Annotated in this window: 18 protein-coding genes; 4 read left to right on the top strand and 14 right to left on the bottom strand. The window is 42.4% G+C overall.

Annotated features, from left to right (window positions below):
• Positions 1-112: 112 nt before the first annotated feature.
• Entirely contained in the window at positions 113-1,492 is a 1,380-nt protein-coding gene (gene cysS / locus IT970_RS05240) for a cysteine--tRNA ligase (RefSeq protein ID WP_118844122.1), read from the bottom strand.
• Between the two features lie 176 nt (positions 1,493-1,668).
• Here cysS and IT970_RS05235 point away from each other — a divergent pair, with 176 nt between their 5' ends.
• The 3 genes from IT970_RS05235 to IT970_RS05225 are packed head-to-tail and all read left to right on the top strand — an operon-like array spanning position 1,669 to position 3,792.
• Entirely contained in the window at positions 1,669-2,160 is a 492-nt protein-coding gene (locus IT970_RS05235; protein WP_036969841.1) for a peptidylprolyl isomerase, read from the top strand.
• A 53-nt stretch (positions 2,161-2,213) separates the two neighbouring features.
• Positions 2,214-2,951, top strand: coding sequence for a UDP-2,3-diacylglucosamine diphosphatase (locus tag IT970_RS05230; protein ID WP_118844121.1), 738 nt, complete (start codon positions 2,214-2,216; stop codon positions 2,949-2,951).
• Positions 2,952-3,000: 49 nt separating this feature from the next.
• The gene (locus IT970_RS05225; RefSeq protein ID WP_196857658.1) at positions 3,001-3,792 is read left to right on the top strand and encodes a substrate-binding periplasmic protein; all 792 of its coding nucleotides are present in this window, start codon (positions 3,001-3,003) and stop codon (positions 3,790-3,792) included.
• Here the strand turns inward: IT970_RS05225 and miaE are convergent.
• Positions 3,789-4,547, bottom strand: coding sequence for a tRNA isopentenyl-2-thiomethyl-A-37 hydroxylase MiaE (miaE, locus tag IT970_RS05220; protein WP_196857778.1), 759 nt, complete (start codon positions 4,545-4,547; stop codon positions 3,789-3,791). The genes IT970_RS05225 and miaE overlap by 4 nt on opposite strands.
• Before the next feature lie 231 nt (positions 4,548-4,778).
• On the opposite strand from miaE, the gene IT970_RS05215 reads away from it, so the two are divergent.
• Positions 4,779-5,378 carry a Yip1 family protein gene (locus IT970_RS05215; protein ID WP_036969848.1) on the top strand — a complete coding sequence of 200 codons (600 nt, stop codon included), beginning with the start codon at positions 4,779-4,781 and terminating at the stop codon, positions 5,376-5,378.
• A gap of 78 nt (positions 5,379-5,456) precedes the next feature.
• Here IT970_RS05215 and purF read toward each other — a convergent pair whose 3' ends face one another.
• From purF to IT970_RS05155, 12 genes are all read right to left on the bottom strand, one after another.
• Positions 5,457-6,983 (bottom strand): amidophosphoribosyltransferase, encoded by a 1,527-nt coding sequence (gene purF, locus IT970_RS05210; protein WP_036969850.1) that lies wholly within the window; start codon positions 6,981-6,983, stop codon positions 5,457-5,459.
• An 18-nt stretch (positions 6,984-7,001) separates the two neighbouring features.
• Positions 7,002-7,496, bottom strand: a complete 495-nt coding sequence (locus IT970_RS05205; RefSeq protein WP_036969851.1) for a CvpA family protein — start codon at positions 7,494-7,496, stop codon at positions 7,002-7,004.
• A gap of 391 nt (positions 7,497-7,887) precedes the next feature.
• The gene (locus IT970_RS05200) at positions 7,888-8,556 is read right to left on the bottom strand and encodes an SPOR domain-containing protein (RefSeq protein ID WP_036969853.1); all 669 of its coding nucleotides are present in this window, start codon (positions 8,554-8,556) and stop codon (positions 7,888-7,890) included.
• Between the two features lie 11 nt (positions 8,557-8,567).
• Positions 8,568-9,833, bottom strand: a complete 1,266-nt coding sequence (gene folC, locus IT970_RS05195) for a bifunctional tetrahydrofolate synthase/dihydrofolate synthase (protein ID WP_065978798.1) — start codon at positions 9,831-9,833, stop codon at positions 8,568-8,570.
• Positions 9,834-9,858: 25 nt separating this feature from the next.
• Entirely contained in the window at positions 9,859-10,734 is an 876-nt protein-coding gene (gene accD, locus IT970_RS05190) for an acetyl-CoA carboxylase, carboxyltransferase subunit beta (protein WP_036969857.1), read from the bottom strand.
• 157 nt (positions 10,735-10,891) lie between these two features.
• On the bottom strand, positions 10,892-11,686 hold the full coding sequence (truA, locus tag IT970_RS05185; RefSeq protein ID WP_036969860.1) for a tRNA pseudouridine(38-40) synthase TruA: 795 nt from the start codon (positions 11,684-11,686) through the stop codon (positions 10,892-10,894).
• Positions 11,687-11,790: 104 nt separating this feature from the next.
• Positions 11,791-12,123, bottom strand: a complete 333-nt coding sequence (locus IT970_RS05180; RefSeq protein WP_036969868.1) for a Na+/H+ antiporter subunit G — start codon at positions 12,121-12,123, stop codon at positions 11,791-11,793.
• Positions 12,124-12,131: 8 nt separating this feature from the next.
• Positions 12,132-12,401, bottom strand: a complete 270-nt coding sequence (locus tag IT970_RS05175; protein WP_036969869.1) for a K+/H+ antiporter subunit F — start codon at positions 12,399-12,401, stop codon at positions 12,132-12,134.
• Positions 12,395-12,931: a Na+/H+ antiporter subunit E gene (locus tag IT970_RS05170; protein WP_036969871.1), complete on the bottom strand. Its 537-nt coding sequence runs from the start codon at positions 12,929-12,931 to the stop codon at positions 12,395-12,397. The genes IT970_RS05175 and IT970_RS05170 overlap by 7 nt, the downstream gene beginning before the upstream one ends.
• Positions 12,932-14,449 carry a monovalent cation/H+ antiporter subunit D gene (locus IT970_RS05165; RefSeq protein ID WP_118844120.1) on the bottom strand — a complete coding sequence of 506 codons (1,518 nt, stop codon included), beginning with the start codon at positions 14,447-14,449 and terminating at the stop codon, positions 12,932-12,934.
• On the bottom strand, positions 14,446-14,790 hold the full coding sequence (locus IT970_RS05160; protein ID WP_036969879.1) for a Na+/H+ antiporter subunit C: 345 nt from the start codon (positions 14,788-14,790) through the stop codon (positions 14,446-14,448). Before IT970_RS05160 ends, IT970_RS05165 begins: the two co-directional genes overlap by 4 nt.
• Positions 14,790-17,582 carry a monovalent cation/H+ antiporter subunit A gene (locus IT970_RS05155; RefSeq protein ID WP_036969881.1) on the bottom strand — a complete coding sequence of 931 codons (2,793 nt, stop codon included), beginning with the start codon at positions 17,580-17,582 and terminating at the stop codon, positions 14,790-14,792. Before IT970_RS05155 ends, IT970_RS05160 begins: the two co-directional genes overlap by 1 nt.
• Positions 17,583-17,664: the final 82 nt, after the last annotated feature.

Below are 17,664 nucleotides of genomic sequence, written 5' to 3'. Positions count from 1 at the left end.
ATAAAATAAAACCTCAACCTTTATTGAGGTCAATACTTAAAAATAAAAAACTAAAAACAAAAAAGGCTGCCAATATGGCAACCTTTTGTCGGTTTCAATTTTAGCTTCGTGTTTACGCTTTACGCCACGTTGTTTTTCCAGCAGAGTCTTCAAGCACCACACCTAACGCATTTAGCGCATCACGTGCTTCATCAGCAGCGGCCCAATCTTTGTTAGCGCGGGCTTCATTACGTTGCATGATTAAGGCCTCAATCTGTGCTACTTCGTCATCGTCTTGACCGCCTTGTAGGAAGGCTTCTGGGTCTTGCTGCGCAACACCTAATACTTCGGCAATACTACGAAGCACAAAAGCTAATTTTCCAGCTTGCTCTGCATCGCTGTCTTTCACACGGTTAAGCTCTTTTGCTAATTCAAATAACACAGGTAAAGCTTCAGGTGTATTGAAGTCATCGTCCATTGCTTTTCTGAATTTTGTAACGTATTCATTGTCGGCTAATTCACACTCAACAGGTGTTACACCGCGTAATGCCGTGTAAATGCGCTCTAATGAAGAACGTGCTTGCTCAAGGTTCTCTTGCGAGTAATTAAGTTGGCTGCGGTAATGACCCGAAATTAAGAAATAACGAACCGACTCAGCATCGTACTCTGTTAGTACGTCACGTACGGTAAAGAAGTTGTTCAATGACTTAGACATCTTCTCTTTATTTACCTGCACCATGCCTGTGTGGATCCAGGTATTTACGTACTTACCATTGTTTGCACAGCATGATTGAGCAATTTCGTTTTCGTGGTGTGGGAACTGTAAATCTGATCCTCCCCCATGAATATCAAAATGCTCACCTAAATGTTTAGAGCTCATTGCCGAACACTCAATATGCCAACCAGGACGACCCTCACCCCATGGCGATGACCACGAAGGCTCACCTGGCTTGGCTCTTTTCCAAAGTACGAAATCAAGCGGATCTTGCTTATCTTGCGCAACTTCAACACGCGAACCCGCTTGCAACATAGTTAAGTCTTGCTGTGAAAGTGCGCCGTATTGCTCAAATGTTGATACATCAAACAATACATCGCCGTCAGCTGCTACGTAAGCATGACCTTTCGCTATTAAACACTCAACCATGGCGATGATTTCATCCATGTGGTTGGTTACCGTTGGCTCAACATCAGGACGAAGCATGTTTAAACTATCAAAGTCTTCGTGCATCGCTTTAGTCATACGGACTGTTAAGTCATTTATAGACTCACCGTTTTCATGAGCACGCTTGATTATTTTGTCATCAACGTCCGTAATATTGCGGACATATTTTAAGTCGTAACCAATATGGCGCAGGTAACGGACAATAACGTCGAAGCCAACAAAAGTACGCGCATGTCCAATGTGACAGTAATCATAAATAGTGATACCACACACATACATGTCGATTTTGCCATCAACAAGGGGTTTAAACTGTTCTTTTTGTCGTGTAAGTGTGTTGTAAATTTGTACCATTTATAAAATGTCCTTAACGGTGTTTCGAGATTCTCTATGGTAACACTTGCAAAGCCACTGCTCTAGCGCTTTATCAATTGAACAAGCACTTTGTTAATCTTCTCAACAAGCACTTTGTTAATCTTAGCTAAGTGCTATAAAATAACGGCATTATTAAACCAGATATAGGAAACCTCATGGTTGTTCTACACACAAACTTTGGTGATATCACCATCAAAATGCACGAAAGCGATGCACCAAACACTGTTAAAAACTTTTTAGAGTATGCAAACGCAGGCTTTTACAACGGCACTATTTTCCACCGTGTAATTGATGGTTTCATGGTTCAAGGCGGTGGTTTTGAGCCAGGAATGGTTCAAAAAGAAGTTAATAACCCTATTCAAAATGAAGCAAACAATGGCCTAGCAAACAAAGTTGGTACATTAGCTATGGCACGTACGCCTGATCCACATTCAGCGACTGCACAGTTCTTTATTAACGTGAACGACAATGATTTCTTAAACTTCAGCAGCGAAACTTCACAAGGCTGGGGCTATTGTGTGTTTGCAGAAGTAGTTGAAGGTATGGACATCGTAAACAAAATCAAAGGTGTTGCGACTGGCAGCGCAGGCTTCCACCAAGACGTACCACTTGAAGATGTAATTATCGAAAAAGTAACTGTTAGCTAAGCTAACGGTGAGTTTTTATAAGCGGGCTTAAGCCCGCTTTTTTGCGAGTGACTATGAAACAGAGCTATTTTATTGCCGACCTCCATTTAACAGAAAACCGCCCTGATATCACTGCGGCATTTTTTGATTTTCTTGATGACAAGATTATTAATGATGACGTAGATGCGTTATATATTCTGGGTGATTTTTTTGAAGTTTGGGTTGGTGATGACTATCAAACGACACTTTCAGAACGTGTTGCTGCACACTTAAGACAAGCAGCTGAAAGTGGTACTGAGCTTTTTTTCATACACGGCAATCGAGACTTTATTATGCGTGACGGCTATGCCAACAGCGCCAATATGACGTTGCTGCCTGAACAGGTTGTTATTGATTTATATGGCACGCCGACGGTGCTACTGCATGGCGATGAAATGTGTACTCAAGATATTGAATATCAAAAGTTTCGTAAAAAAAGTCGTGGTTGGTGGTGGCCTAAGCTCATGTTAGCGATGCCACTATGGTACAGAAAGAAAATTGCCCGTAACGCCCGCGAAAAGTCAAAACAAAGCCAAGCAGGTAAAGCACTCGAAATTCTTGATGTAACCGAAGAAGCTGTACTTGCCATGTTCAAAAAGCACCACGTTGCCAATATGATCCACGGTCATACACACCGCCCAAATGTTCATCAATACACTGTTAATGGTAAAACGTTAATTCGTACTGTGTTAGGTGACTGGTATGAACAAGGCTCATATTTAAGAGTAACCCCCAACAATCAAGAACTCGTCCACACCCCCTTTAAATCGTAAGAATTTTAGCTATGCTTGAACAGAGTCTCCGTTTAAAGCGTGCCGTTTTATGATTACACGATTAACATGCCTGTGCTGCTTACTAGTTTGCTTTACACTCAATAGCCAAACTTGGCGGTTAGTCACAGAGCCTTTCCCACCTTTTCTAATCGATAATAGTGAAAAACCGGGTTGGGTTCATGAGGTGGTTATTGCCGCTTTAAAAAGTCAAAATAAAAAAGCCGTCATTGAATATACACAGTGGGCTCGGGCACTTAAATTAGCCAAACGACATAAGCACATTGCTGTTCTAGGTGCTTTTTACTCAGAAGATCGAGCCAAAGTATTTTATTATTCAAAACCTCTCGGCTTTGCCAATGTTGTCTTGTTTAAGCGCCAAGATGCCGTAATTCGTTACAATGGCTCTATTGATTCTCTGAAACCTTATACCATTAGTATGGGGGAAGATTATGTGAGTAGTGAAGAATTTACGAACAACTCAACATTAGGTATTACAACCACACGTGATTTAGTTGAAAGCCTTTACTTGCTTCAGCAAGAGCGGGTTGACCTCGTAGCAGGTACGCAAGAAGTGGCTGAATACTGGCTCGCACATAATAGTAAATTACAAAACAGCGATGTGGTTATTACCGCGTTAAACCCCAATATTGCGACTCATCAACTTTATATCATTTCAGCTAAAAGCCATCCTCAATCAATTGAATTTCAAAACGAATTAGAAAAAGGCTTGGTCGAAATAATTAACAATGGCCAAGCAGAAATAATCCTTAATCGTTATCAACTAAGTGACAAAGAAAAACAAGCCTTCTACTCACCATTTATTCGCACTGAGATGCCTTAAACAGGCACCCCACTGTGAAATTTAAAATCGTCATCAGGCGTTGAAATTAACTCAGCTTCAATGTGCGCAAAAAATTCGACACGCTCGCTGATATCGAACTCACTGATCTCTTGCGCAAGTGTTAAATAGTCTTGGTAATGACGCGCTTCTGAGCGCAGCAATGAAATATAAAAATCACCTAAGCGTTTATCAACATGCGGCGCTAATTTGGCAAAACGTTCACACGAGCGTGCTTCAATGTAGGCACCAATAATTAACTTATCAACTAAGGCATCTGGCTCGTAAGTTTTTACGTGGCGCAGCATCCCTTTGGCATAACGACATGGGGTAATACTTTTATACTCAATGCCATATTCATCCATAATCTCAAGCACTTGATAAAAATGATGCAGCTCTTCTTTAATAAGCATGACCATTTTATCAATGAGATCTTGCCCATAAGGTGAATCCGACTTTGGGATCATCGACTTAGTCAGCTTGTTTTTATCTGCAAGCTCACGCCAATCGCCGTCGCGCTTATAAATAAGTGTTTCAAAGGGCTTTAACCACTCAAGTAACGCATCCGCACTTTCTTTATCAACCGCATACTTACGAATTAAAAACATCGCACTCTGTGCCGCTTTTAATTCACAAATTAAGTGATCGATTAATACGATATCTAAATTTTCTTTTTTGGTTGCCGCAACAATCCACTCATCGGGTGTTTCGCATTGCAAAAATGACTGTATCGGGGCTAATAATGCAGAGTAAGGCACTGATTCTATTCTCATCGTCAAACAAGCGTGCATTTTACCACATAAATATCGTTTCACTCCATGACCCAAATCAGGGCAAAAGTAATTTCTTATATGCACTAAAGAGTTACATCTTAACTGAGTATTCGATTATTTCAGCTTCTTGACAAGATTTAATAAGTGAACCATAACTTAATCAAAGCTGTACAAAAATAAAACAGCTCATATTCCTTTTTTACAGGGGCAACAATTATGATTCTAAACCATCTATGGGGCTTATATGCTCATCCACTCGAAGAGTGGCAAACCATTGATAACCGGCATGAAAGCTTGCGTTACAGCTTATCACATATCTTACTTATCGCGTGTATCCCCTCTATTATGGGGTATTACTCTTCAGTTCATTTGGGTTGGAGCATTGGCTCAGGTGAAGCAGTCTTTTTGACCCATGATAGTGCATTGCTTATCGCGGTTGCGATGTATTTTGCACTAATAGTAGGCGTATTTGCGCTGGCCTACCTTGCGCATTGGATGGCCGTTACGTTTGGAGCAAAACCGACCTTTACACAAACTTTGGAACTTGCTGCGTATACGGCAACACCGGTGTTTATGTCATCGCTTGCTGCATTTCTACCCGAGCTGTGGTTTGTCGTGTGTGTAGGCTTGGTCGCGCTTGCTTACTCGGTATATTTACTCTACACAGGGGTGCCCATTTTAATGCATATCCCTGAGGAGCGAGGTTTTATTTATGCCAGTTCAGTGGTCACATGCGGACTGATTTTATTGGTTATTATTTTAGCTGCAACCGCTATTTTGTGGACTAACGGCATTGTCCATCCTATGTTTACCTAACGAGAATTAAATCCTTTCTTTCCACAAACAAAAAAGGAGCTCGCAAGCTCCTTTTTTATTATTCAAGCAAGTTGCTAATTAATCAGCACCATTCTCTTCTTGATTGTGTAACTCTAAACCTGACGACATTGCATTTTCACGCGTTGATTTCGCTGAATCATTACGTAAGCGGTCAATGCGGTTTAAATAATCCTGATCAATATCACCCGTAATATACTGACCATCAAATACCGATGTTTCAAAACGTGTGATTTCAGGGTTCTCTTGGCTTACTGCCGAGATTAAGTCATCAAGTGACTGATAGATTAGGCCATCTGCACCAATACTTGCATTAATGTCTTCTACTTCACGGCCATGCGCAATCAGCTCAGCAGCCGAAGGCATGTCAATACCGTACACGTTCGGGAAGCGTATTTCAGGCGCTGCTGAAGCAAAGTATACATTTTTAGCACCTGACTCACGTGCCATCTCAACGATTTGCGCTGAGGTAGTACCACGTACAATTGAATCATCTACAAGCAGTACATTCTTACCTTTGAACTCACGGTCAATCGCATTTAATTTCTGGCGAACTGACTTTTTACGCATTTCTTGGCCAGGCATGATAAATGTACGACCAATATAACGGTTTTTAACGAAACCTTGGCGGTATGGCAAGTTAAGTACAGAAGCAATTTCCAGTGCGACATCACATGATGTTTCAGGAATAGGGATCACAACGTCAATGTCTTTATCGGCCCATTCACGTGCAATTTTTTCACCGAGCTTGGTACCCATGTTGACACGCGTTGCATACACTGACATACGGTCAATGTTTGAATCTGGGCGAGCAAAGTAAACAAACTCAAAAATACAAGGCGAGTAACTCGTTTTGTCAGCACAAGGTTGAGAGAAAAGCTGACCGTCTTCAGTCACATAAATCGCTTCGCCTGGCGCAACATCACGTACAAACTCAAAACCGTCTGTTTTTAATGCGACGCTTTCTGATGCAAACATATATTCTGTGCCGTTTGCCGTTTCACGCTTACCAAATACTAACGGACGAATACCATTCGGGTCACGAAAAGCAACAATACCGTGGCCGATGATCATTGCAATTGTTGCATAGCCACCATTTACTTTATTGATTACTTCAGTGACAGCATCAAAAATGTCTTGTGCTTCAAGCTTTAATTTATTTGGCTTACTTAACTCATGCGCCATGATATTAAGTAAGATCTCAGAGTCTGATGTTGTATTAACATGACGGCGAGCTTCTGAAAATAATTGCTGCTTTAATGCTTCTGCATTTGTTAAGTTACCATTGTGCGCAAGTGCAATACCAAATGGCGAGTTAACATAGAAAGGTTGCGCTTCAGACGAGCTAGATGAACCAGCTGTCGGGTAGCGAACATGGCCAATACCAATCGTTCCTTGTAGACGCTTCATATGACGGGTATGAAATACATCTTTAACTAGGCCATTGGCTTTACGTAAGCTAAACGTGTTGTTTTCAATGGTAATGATGCCAGCTGCATCTTGACCGCGGTGTTGCAAAACAGTTAAGCCATCATATATCGCCTGATTAACAGGAGAAGTTCCGACTATGCCAACGATACCACACATTAAATTTATCCTCGCCGATTAACGGTTTACAGAATTTAAAAAACTTGAGTTGTTTTCGAGGTACGAAAAGAACCACTCAACAACAAAGCCAAATTCTGGAATCAAAATAGAGTTGCCCCACCAATGCGTATTAGGTGCACCGGTAAAAGCATCAAGAAAGAAGAGTAACGCGCTCACGACCAACACGCCTCGAAGCGCACCAAACACTATGCCAAAAACACGGTCGGTGCCAGATAAACCAGTACGTTGTACAAGCTCACCTAAAATATAGTTTAGTAATCCACCTAACAGGAGTGTCGCAAAAAATAATATGGCTATTGCGGCAGCATTTCTTAAAAGGGGTTCTGAAATACTTGTTAGGAAGGATGCTAAATATTGGTAAAACAAGCTAGAGATGATAAATGCGCCAGCCCATACAGCCAATGACATTGCTTCTTTTACAAAGCCACGTATTAAGCCAATGATGGTAGACAGTGCAATGATGCCAAGTATGGCGTAATCAACCCAGATCATAATAACCAACTAGTCGTTAATTTGGGGCGCATTCTATACCCAAACCACCTGTAGATGCAAGATTTCAGCATGATATAAAACGTATTTAGACAAGGCATTGATTGCAGGCAATAGTGATATCTTGGCTAAATCAACAAGGCAGTAAAAACATGTTTTAGCCATGCCCTTTGGCACGTTACAAGGGGGGCTGTACGGTGTTGTGGCAACTTAAATGATACTTGAGCTGTATCGCCACCCGTTCGGTGAAAGCCCCCTTGTCGCTGTTACAGGATTCGTTAGAGGGTTAAGGGGTTATACCAATCCGCAATTAGACTAAATCACTTTAAGGGACTAAATCACTTTAATGAACTAAATAAGCGCATTGGTATGAAAGCGTAAAACTTAGATTAGATCACTTTGTTACTTCAAACTGAGTAACTTTGCCATTTAACTTGGTTAGCTGTTTTAACTCGGGCAGTTTACTCTCAAGCTCTTTCTTATTCAGTGACGGACCCACAAAGACTTTTGTTAAAGTGCCATTAGGGGTCTTAATTGGACGAGTGAAGGTTTTAAAGCCGTTTGCTTTTAGCTTTTCTTGCAGTGATTTAACGTTTGGAGCGTGCGAAAAGCTACCGAGTTGAATCACATAAGCCATTTGCGTCAAGTTTTCTTCGGCTTTGCGTGCCGGTTCTGCTGTTTTTTCAGCAGGCTTAGGCTGCGCTTTAACTTGCGTTTTAACTTCCGCTTTAGGCTCTATTTTAGCAATAGTCACGGTGTCGTCTGTCGATGCTTCGACCATTTTGGCGGGTTCATCGATTTGTTTAACGTGGTCTGAAGCAAGCTTTGCGTCATCAGCCTGAATATCTTCTACCTGCGCTGCTAAGGGCTGCTCTGTTGAGGCGACCTTATTATCAATCGCCTCTTGTAAGTCAATCGTCGTGAACTCTGGGCGTTCAGGGATCGCTTTAAAGCCGTCTGTGTAATGAACCTTCTCTCCATCCAAAATATTTGGAATAAAGACAATAGCCGCTACAACCACAATGGTGGTCCCTACTAAGCGATTAATAAACCCTGCGTTCACCGAATTCCTCTCTATTTTTTAAAGTAGTTAATGGCTGCAGCCACAGTGATAAACGAACCAAACACAATCACTAAGGTATTCGCATCGACTGTTTGCACTATTTTATCCAACGCAGCTTCTACATTAGGGTAATGCGTGCTGGGTGCTGTCGATGGTGTCTCAGCCAGTGCCTTCGCTAGATTTTCAACTGTGTCTCCACGAAAACAATCTAAGCTCGCTAATGACCACTCATCAACCACATCTGCCACGGCCGACATCGCAGCCACTTTATCTTTATCTGCAAGCATAGCGACTAATGCATGAATTTTAAACCCTTGATCTTTATACACGCTTAATTTGCGCGCTAAATAACGTGCTGACTCAGGATTATGTGCAACATCGGTAAAAACACGTGGTGTGTCGCTTAATTGTTGAAAGCGCCCTTCTACCGTTAAATTTGCCAAGCACTCACGCACCTGCTGCTCACGTGGTAAAAGTGCAAGCTTGCTTAATAACGTCAGTGCAGTTGCAGCGTTTTGACAAGGGATGGCAGGCTTTGCAAAGCGCCAGTTATTTCCCTGATACTGCCAATTAAACCCGTCAGCGTCCTCGGCAAAAGTAAAATCACGGCCAGATAACACCATATCCGCGTTAATTTCATTACCGTAATCGGTAACCGTATGAGGAATATTTAAATCGCCAACAACTGCGGGAGTATTGTTACGAAAAATACCGGCTTTATCGTAACCGACAAGCTCACGTGTATCACCTAGGTATTCTTTATGATCAAGGTCGATGGTAGTAATCACACAGGCATGCGGTGTAACAATATTTGTTGCATCGTATCGTCCACCTAACCCGACTTCTAACAGCACGTAATCAACAGCATGGCGTTTAAAGATAGCTAACGCGCCTAAGGTGCCATATTCAAAATAAGTCAGTGACGTGTCACCTCGGCCTTTTTCGAGCATATCAAACGCATCAACATGAAATTGATCGTCCAGCTCTTGTCCGTTAATACGCACTCGCTCGTTATATCGAATTAAATGAGGAGAAGCATACGTACCAACACTAAAGCCTTGCGCCAGAAGAAGGCTTTCAAGACAACGCGCAGTCGTGCCTTTACCATTCGTACCTGCGATAAGGATAATTTTGCTAGGGCTATTGAGTAAATCGACTTGATTAGCAACGCGTGCAACGCGCTCTAAGCCCATCTCAATATTTGCAGGGTGGATACTTTCTAAATAACAAAGCCAATCATCAAGGCTCGATGATTGGCTAGGAAGGATTTCTGTCATAGCGTGTAATCAGTTAAGCTGAAATTTACGCTACTCTATGCTCTTGTTCGGTAGAAGGCAAGTTCATAAATTTTGCGAGGATGCGAGCAAGGGTGTCACGCATTTCACGACGGTCAACGATCATGTCAATTGCACCGTGCTCTAACAAGAATTCACTGCGTTGGAAACCTTCTGGAAGCGTTTCACGTACTGTTTGCTCAATAACGCGTGGGCCTGCAAAACCAATTAATGCTTTTGGCTCAGCGACATTAACGTCACCTAACATGGCAAGTGATGCAGATACACCGCCCATCGTTGGGTCTGTTAATACTGAAATAAATGGCAAGCCTTTTTCGCTCATTTTAGCTAAAGCTGCACTTGTTTTAGCCATTTGCATTAATGACATTAATGCTTCTTGCATACGCGCACCGCCCGATGCAGAGAAACAGATAAGCGGCATGTTGTGCTCTAAACATTGGTCAACAGCATCAACAAAGCGTGCACCTACAACCGACGCCATTGAACCACCCATAAATGAGAACTCAAATGCAACAGCAGCGACTGGAATACCTTTTAAACGGCCTTTCATTGCAACAAGTGCGTCTTTTTCACCGCTTACTTTTTGCGCCTGCGTGATACGATCTGAATACTTTTTAGAGTCTTTAAACTTTAAAACGTCCTTTGGCTCATGCTGTGCACCAATTTCTTGGCGGTCAGCGTCATCTAAAAAGTTTTCAAGACGCTTACGACCACTTAAACGCATGTGGTGATCGCATTTAGGGCATACATTGAGTGCTTTTTCTAATTCTGCTTTATATAAAATTGAATCACAGTCTGTACACTTAGCCCAAACCCCTTCAGGGATTTCTTTACGACCTGACGATTTAGTCGTTTTAGGTAAGATTTTTTCTAACCAACTCATTTGCAACTCTCTTAATACTGTTCTGTGTCGCAGTCTGCTAAAGTGAAATACCACTTAGTAATTTACACAAGAAATAAGCAGACAGATTTTTTCAATTAAAACATGAATTACCCGCAGACGATATAAAAAACTGGTCTTAGTAGTGAGCCTTTCGCAGTTAACTATCTGAATCAGGTAAGAACAAAGGTCCTAATGGGGTTTTAGGAATACCAAAATGCTCAGGGTAATCCACGTCCACTAAATACAGTCCCGCCGCTTTTGCAGTGGCACTTGCCTTTGCACGCTCTTTTAAATCAAGTAATTCTTTTAACCACACTGGCTCATGCTTATGTAAGCCAATATCCATTAAACAGCCCGTGATATTTCTCACCATATGGTGCAAAAATGCATTGGCTTTAATGTCAATAACGACATAGTCACCCTGACGTTTTACAGACAAGTGATGAATCGTTCTATTTGCCGTATTCGCTTGGCAATGCAGTGCGCGAAACGAAGTAAAGTCATGCTCACCTATTAAATACTGACAGGCTGCTTGCATTTTAGTTTCATCTAGTGGGTGATGAAAGTGCGTCACCCCTTCGCTCATAATTGCGCCACGATAAGTGTAATTGTAAATCACGTAACGATATCGACGCGCCGTCGCACTAAAGCGAGCATGAAAATCTTCATCAACAGGCTTTGCAAAACGTATCGAAATATCTTTAGGCAGTAAGGTATTCATGCCCATCGTAAACGCGACCATTTCACGTTCTGCGTGTGTATCAAAGTGCACGACTTGCCCAGTGCCATGCACTCCAGCATCAGTTCGGCCAGCACAGACTATTTCAACGGGGTGATTACAAATGCGCGACAACGCAGTTTCTACTTCTTGTTGTACGCTATTAACATGTGACTGGCGCTGCCAACCACTATAACGTGCGCCGTTGTACTCTACTCCAAGTGCTACTCGCATAATGACATATTTACCTAGTGTGCTTAATGACGGGGCATTTTATGCGATCTACGAGCGCAATAAAAGCCACCATCGCAGATCACACAATGCTGTGTGCTCAGATATTAATCGTCTTCAATATTATCTAAGCCCTTCGTGCCTTCTTTAGCCCGTAGCTTATGATGTATTGCCGACTTAATGAGCATGTAGCCACTGATAGGTGCGGTAATTAATAAAAAGATAGAAATTAAAATTTCTTTTACGCTCACGCCATCGTGGGTGTAAGTAAAATAAACCATGGCAGCAATGAGTAACGATGCCATACCTAATGTTGTTGCTTTCGTTGGCCCATGTAAACGCATGAAAAAATCAGGCATTTTAACTAACCCTATTGAGCCTATTAAAATAAAGCAACCACCAATTAATAATAAGATTGATACAATCCACTCACTCATCATCTGTTACCTTATTCAATAATATCGCCGCGTAGCAGGTACTTACATACAGCGACGGTGCTCACAAAGCCCAACATGGCGATAAGTAAAGCCGCTTCAAAATAAAGCCCTGTATCCATGCTCATCCCATACAGAATAATCAATGCGATGGTGTTGATAAACATAGTATCAAGAGCCAAAATGCGATCAGGCACTGATGGCCCTGCAATCAAACGCCACAAGTTAAGCAATAACGATATTGCGATCATGGCGTAAACAATTAAAAAAACCGTGTCTAGCATCGAAAAATCTCCTTAAGCGGTGCTTCGTAGCGCTGCTTAATCGTATTAATTAACACCTGTTCATCTGCTAAGTCCAAGACATGAATTAACAAATAGCGTTGCTGTACTTCTTCCCCTTCCGCAAGTGATTCAGGAATAGGATACACCTCAGCACTTACCGTACCTGGGGTTAGCGACACGGTGCTTGCCAAAATTGTGATTGGCATTTCATGACTTAAATCGAGAGGCACTTTAACAAACCCCGGACGCAACTTTTTAGTTGGTCCCAAAATTAAAAGTGCAACTTGCAAATTGGCTGTGACAATATCGTATAAAACTAACAATAAATGTCTAAATGCCAGCCCCGGTCTTACAATTAACGGTTGCGGGTCACGAAATGGAAAAGTAATCCACGGGATCGTGATAGCAAAGAAAGCAGCCAACAATAGGTGCCCAGGTGACACGCTATTATTTAATAGCAGCCACACAATAAATAATAATACGCTGCGAAATGGCGTAGGTAGCCAACGAAAACGAGCTTCTAACCGCATTTACTGGCCTCCATGTAAAACATCATTGATACCACTGTTTATGTCGAACAGTTGCTCTGAGGTCGCCAACATAAATTCAGACACTGGCCCAGCAAAAATAACCATCAACGGCGAGCAAATTAATAGCGTCATTAATGCAATTACTTTCAGTGGGTGTGCATTGACGCCTTTTATTGCATCGCTGTCTTTGTGTTTATGATCCCAAAACAAGCTTGTACCTGCACGAGAAATAGCCACCAAAACAGCCAAACTCGCTAAAAGGTAAATAGGCCAAAATAACATGGCTTTTTCGCTATCTAGGGTACTCTTTAAAATCCAAATTTTACCCACAAAGCCCGACAGCGGTGGCATACCCACAACTGTAAGTGCGGCTATCACAAAACTAATCCCCAACAAAAACGGCTGAGCGACAGCGCGTCCTGCAACTAAACGGTCTGCAACTTTACCACGCTGAAGCGCGACCAAGTCAGCAAGTAAAAACAACACGGCGCACACGATAGTCGAATGCACTAAGTAATAGAGTAATGCCGCAGTTGCCGCTACATTTTGAAGCGCAACAAGTGCCACTAACGTACCGACTGATACGATGACTAAGTTGGCCACCAGTTTTCTAAAGTCTTGGCTGGCAAGGACACCAATGGCCCCCATTACAATGGTAGCAAGTGCTAAACCCCATAACCACGGTTGAGCCATGTGCGCAAGCTCGCCTGCATTATCACCAAAAATAACGGTGTATACACGCAGCATGGCGTATACACCCACTTTAGTCATAATAGCAAAGAGTGCAGCCACAACCGGTAATGCGCTTGCGTAGGTGTTCGGCAGCCATAGGTGCAGCGGTAATAACGCACCTTTTAACGCAAACACGACAATAAGCAACAAACCACCTACTTTTGCTAAATAAACATCATCCCCTGTAAGCAAAGGCACTTTTTGGGCTAAATCAGCAATATTCAATGTGCCTAGTACACCGTAGAGCACGCCTAATGCTATCAGGAACACGCTTGAACCAATTAAATTTAAAATCACATATTGCAACGCAGCTCGGGTGTTGTGTTTGTCGCCAGCATGCATTAATAATGAGTATGAAGCGATGAGCAATACTTCAAAAAAGACGAACAGGTTAAAGACATCTCCCGTTAAGAACGCGCCATTCACACCTAAGATCAAAAAGTGCACTAATGGGTGGAAAAAACTGCCTTTTTTGTCATCTCCGGCACAGCTATAAAGTACAACAACAGCCCCCAGTAAACTGGTTAAAAGCACTAACAATGTCGCTAATCTGTCGGCCACTAATACAATGCCAAACGGTGCTGACCAATCGCCAATAGCATACACAAGTGGCGTAGTATCATTCACATACACTAATAAACCAGCGCTAATGAGCACGGTGATCACAGCCATAATCACCGACATAACACGGCGAATATAGAGGTTTTTCCCACAGGGCGGCATTAAAAGTATAACGCCTGTTAGCATAGGGATTAAAATAGGCAATGAAGCTAAATGCTGGATCATTTTTGCTCCTTCGACGATTTAACCAGGTGTCCGTCTACATGGTCGTTACCTAAATCTGCGCGACCACGAATAGATAAAATCACCACAAATGCCGTCATTGCAAAGCCAATAACAATGGCCGTTAATACTAACGCTTGCGGTAACGGATCGGCATATTCACTGCCACTGCCAAGCACAGCCGCTTTATTGATTGTTAAACGGCCTGATGAGAATAAAAATAGGTTTACCGCGTACGATAACATGGTTAAACCAAGCACCACCGGAAAGGTTCGTGCTCTTAAAATTAAGTAAATTCCACACGCGACAAGCACGCCCACGCATGATGCGTACAATACTTCCATTAAATATTTACCTCTTGCTTGGGTGTATCAGCAGTGAGTTTTCCTAAACTTGCTAAAATCATCAGCGTTGCACCTACAACAGTTAAATACACACCTAAATCAAACATGATAGCACTGGCAAGTTCTGTCTTGCCGACTAGCGGTATATCAAAATAATCAAACCATGTTGTTAAGAATGGACGCCCAAACACCCAACTTCCTAACCCCGTGAATAAGGCTATGGCAATACCGGAAGCGATAATCTTACGGTAATTCACATCAAAACGTGCCGCAATCCAGTTAGAACCGTTAGCCATATATTGCAAAATAAAGGCAATCGCAGTCACTAACCCCGCTATAAAACCGCCTCCTGGTAAGTTATGACCACGCAAGAAAATGTACGCAGACACCAATAACGCAAGCGGTAATAAGCTTTGTGAAATACTGGCAAGTAAAATGGGGTATCGTTCACGTGCCCAAGGTCGCCCTTCACTGTCACTTGCTGGCATAAATAATGGCAAGTTAATTAATAGTTTATAAATACCCAGTGCAGCGATACCTAACACGGTGATTTCACCTAATGTATCGAATCCCCTAAAATCAACAAGGATCACATTTACAACGTTGGTTCCCCCACCGCCTGTTTTTGCATTTGCCACAAAAAAGTCTGAAATAGACTCAAGCGGTCTAGTTAGGAGTGCATAACAGATACTTGCTATAACAACACCAAATGCAGAGGATATACCTAGGTCACGTAACATGCGTAATGAGCTTGATTCTTTTGGTGTGCGCTGTGGTAAGAAAAACAGCGCAAGCATCAGTAGAATAACAGTCACTACTTCAACCGTTAATTGAGTTAATGCTAAGTCAGGTGCCGAGAATCGAGTAAATGCGACCGATACCATTAAGCCCACGATTGAAATCATGATCAGTGAAATCATACGAGAGCGATGCCAAATAACAGTTGCCAGCGCACCAATAATTAATAAGCCAGCCCCTATCGCATTATGAAAATCAATCGGCGTTAGTTCACTTGCCCCTGCTAGTTGGCGCATTTCAAACAGTGGCCAACCTGCACATAAAAGAACCACCGCAATCATCACAAAAGCATAGCGTTGCAGCGAGCCATTTTCGATACGATTAACTTTCTGTTGCGACCACTTAATAACACTGTACAAGCCAAGGTCGAATCCTTTTTTAGCATTCAGCGTGGGGAGCGATGCTTGGAAATGGAACAGGTGTTTGCGCTGCACATAAATGATGATACCGCAACAGGTCGCAATAAAGCTCATTAACAGCGGAAGGTTTAAACCATGCCAAACAGACAACTTATAGGCTGGCGCCGCATCACCTAAAACGGCAAATGACGCTGAAGCCAAAATATCGCTGACCGCAAAATGCGGGAACATACCGACTAATATGCACACTACGACTAATATTTCGATTGGTACTCGCATATAGCGCGGCGGTTCATGAGGCGTTTTTGGCAAATCAATTGGGTCACCATTAAAAAAGACATCATGAATAAATCGCGCCGAATAAGCGACTGAGAGCGCACCTGCAACGGTCGCTAAAACAGGGATTAACCATGACATTGAACCAAGCACTTGTTGATGCAGTGTTTCTGCAAAAAACATCTCTTTCGATAAAAAGCCGTTCAGTAGTGGCACACCCGCCATTGCCGCTGCTGCGACCATTGCTAATGTGGCGGTATATGGCATAAAACGCCACATACCATTGAGTTTACGCATATCGCGTGTGCCCGTTTCATGGTCAATAATACCGGTGGCCATAAATAAAGACGCTTTAAATGTCGCATGGTTAATAATATGAAAAATAGCGGCCACAGTCGCAAGCTCTGTATCTAAACCAAGCAATAAGGTAATAAGGCCCAAATGACTAATTGTTGAGTAGGCAAGCAGCCCTTTTAGATCATGCTTAAAGAGCGCAACGTAAGCACCAACAAGCAACGTTGATAACCCTGTCATAGCAACCAAAATAAACCACGTATCGGTTCCTGATAAGGCAGGATAAAAACGGGCGAGTAAAAAGATCCCTGCTTTAACCATGGTTGCCGAGTGTAAATACGCACTCACAGGTGTTGGCGCTGCCATGGCATGCGGTAACCAAAAATGGAATGGGAATTGCGCCGATTTAGTAAACGCCCCCAACAGCACAAGTACCAATGCCACTTCATATAAATCATGCGATTGAATCAGTGTCTTACTGGCTAAAATAACATCTAAATTATAACTACCAACAATATCGCCGATGAGTAATAAACCCGCTAATAACGCTAAACCACCTGCACCAGTAATTGCCAATGCCATGCGCGCACCTTTACGTGCTTCTGACTTATCCCACCAATAGCTAATTAGTAAAAACGAGCTAATGCTGGTTAGCTCCCAAAATAGCCATAATTGAATCACGTTATTTGACATAACAATGCCAACCATGGCTGTCATGAATAGCATTAGATAGCAGTACAACTTCGGTAAAGAGTCATCTTTGCTCAGGTAATAGCGAGCATAGAATATGACCAAGACACCAATGCCTAATATCATATACAGAAACAGCAAGGTTAGGCCGTCAAGCCTAAATGAAACTTGCATGTTGAGTAGCGGGATCCAGTCCGCGCTATAACGGATTATTTCGCCAGAAAAAACCGCAGGCGTAAACGAGAATACAATTCCAAGGGCAATCAAAGGCGCTAACATGGTCAAAGCCGTACTTTGATTTCGCGTTAGTTTTGAAGTGCAGGATGAAATAACACTGCCGATTAAGGATAACAGGGGTATCCAGAGCAAAGTCATAATAAGGAGCCTTTTTGTGTCATAAGAATATCAATACCGCTGCTAGTTATAGTTAGGTGCGTACTGTTCATTTGGATGGTTA

This window comes from Pseudoalteromonas sp. A41-2 (assembly GCF_015767615.1).
GTDB classification, from domain to species: Bacteria; Pseudomonadota; Gammaproteobacteria; order Enterobacterales; family Alteromonadaceae; genus Pseudoalteromonas; species Pseudoalteromonas lipolytica.
Note: the sequence above shows the minus strand (reverse complement) of the source record. Positions and strands in the feature narration are given on the sequence as shown.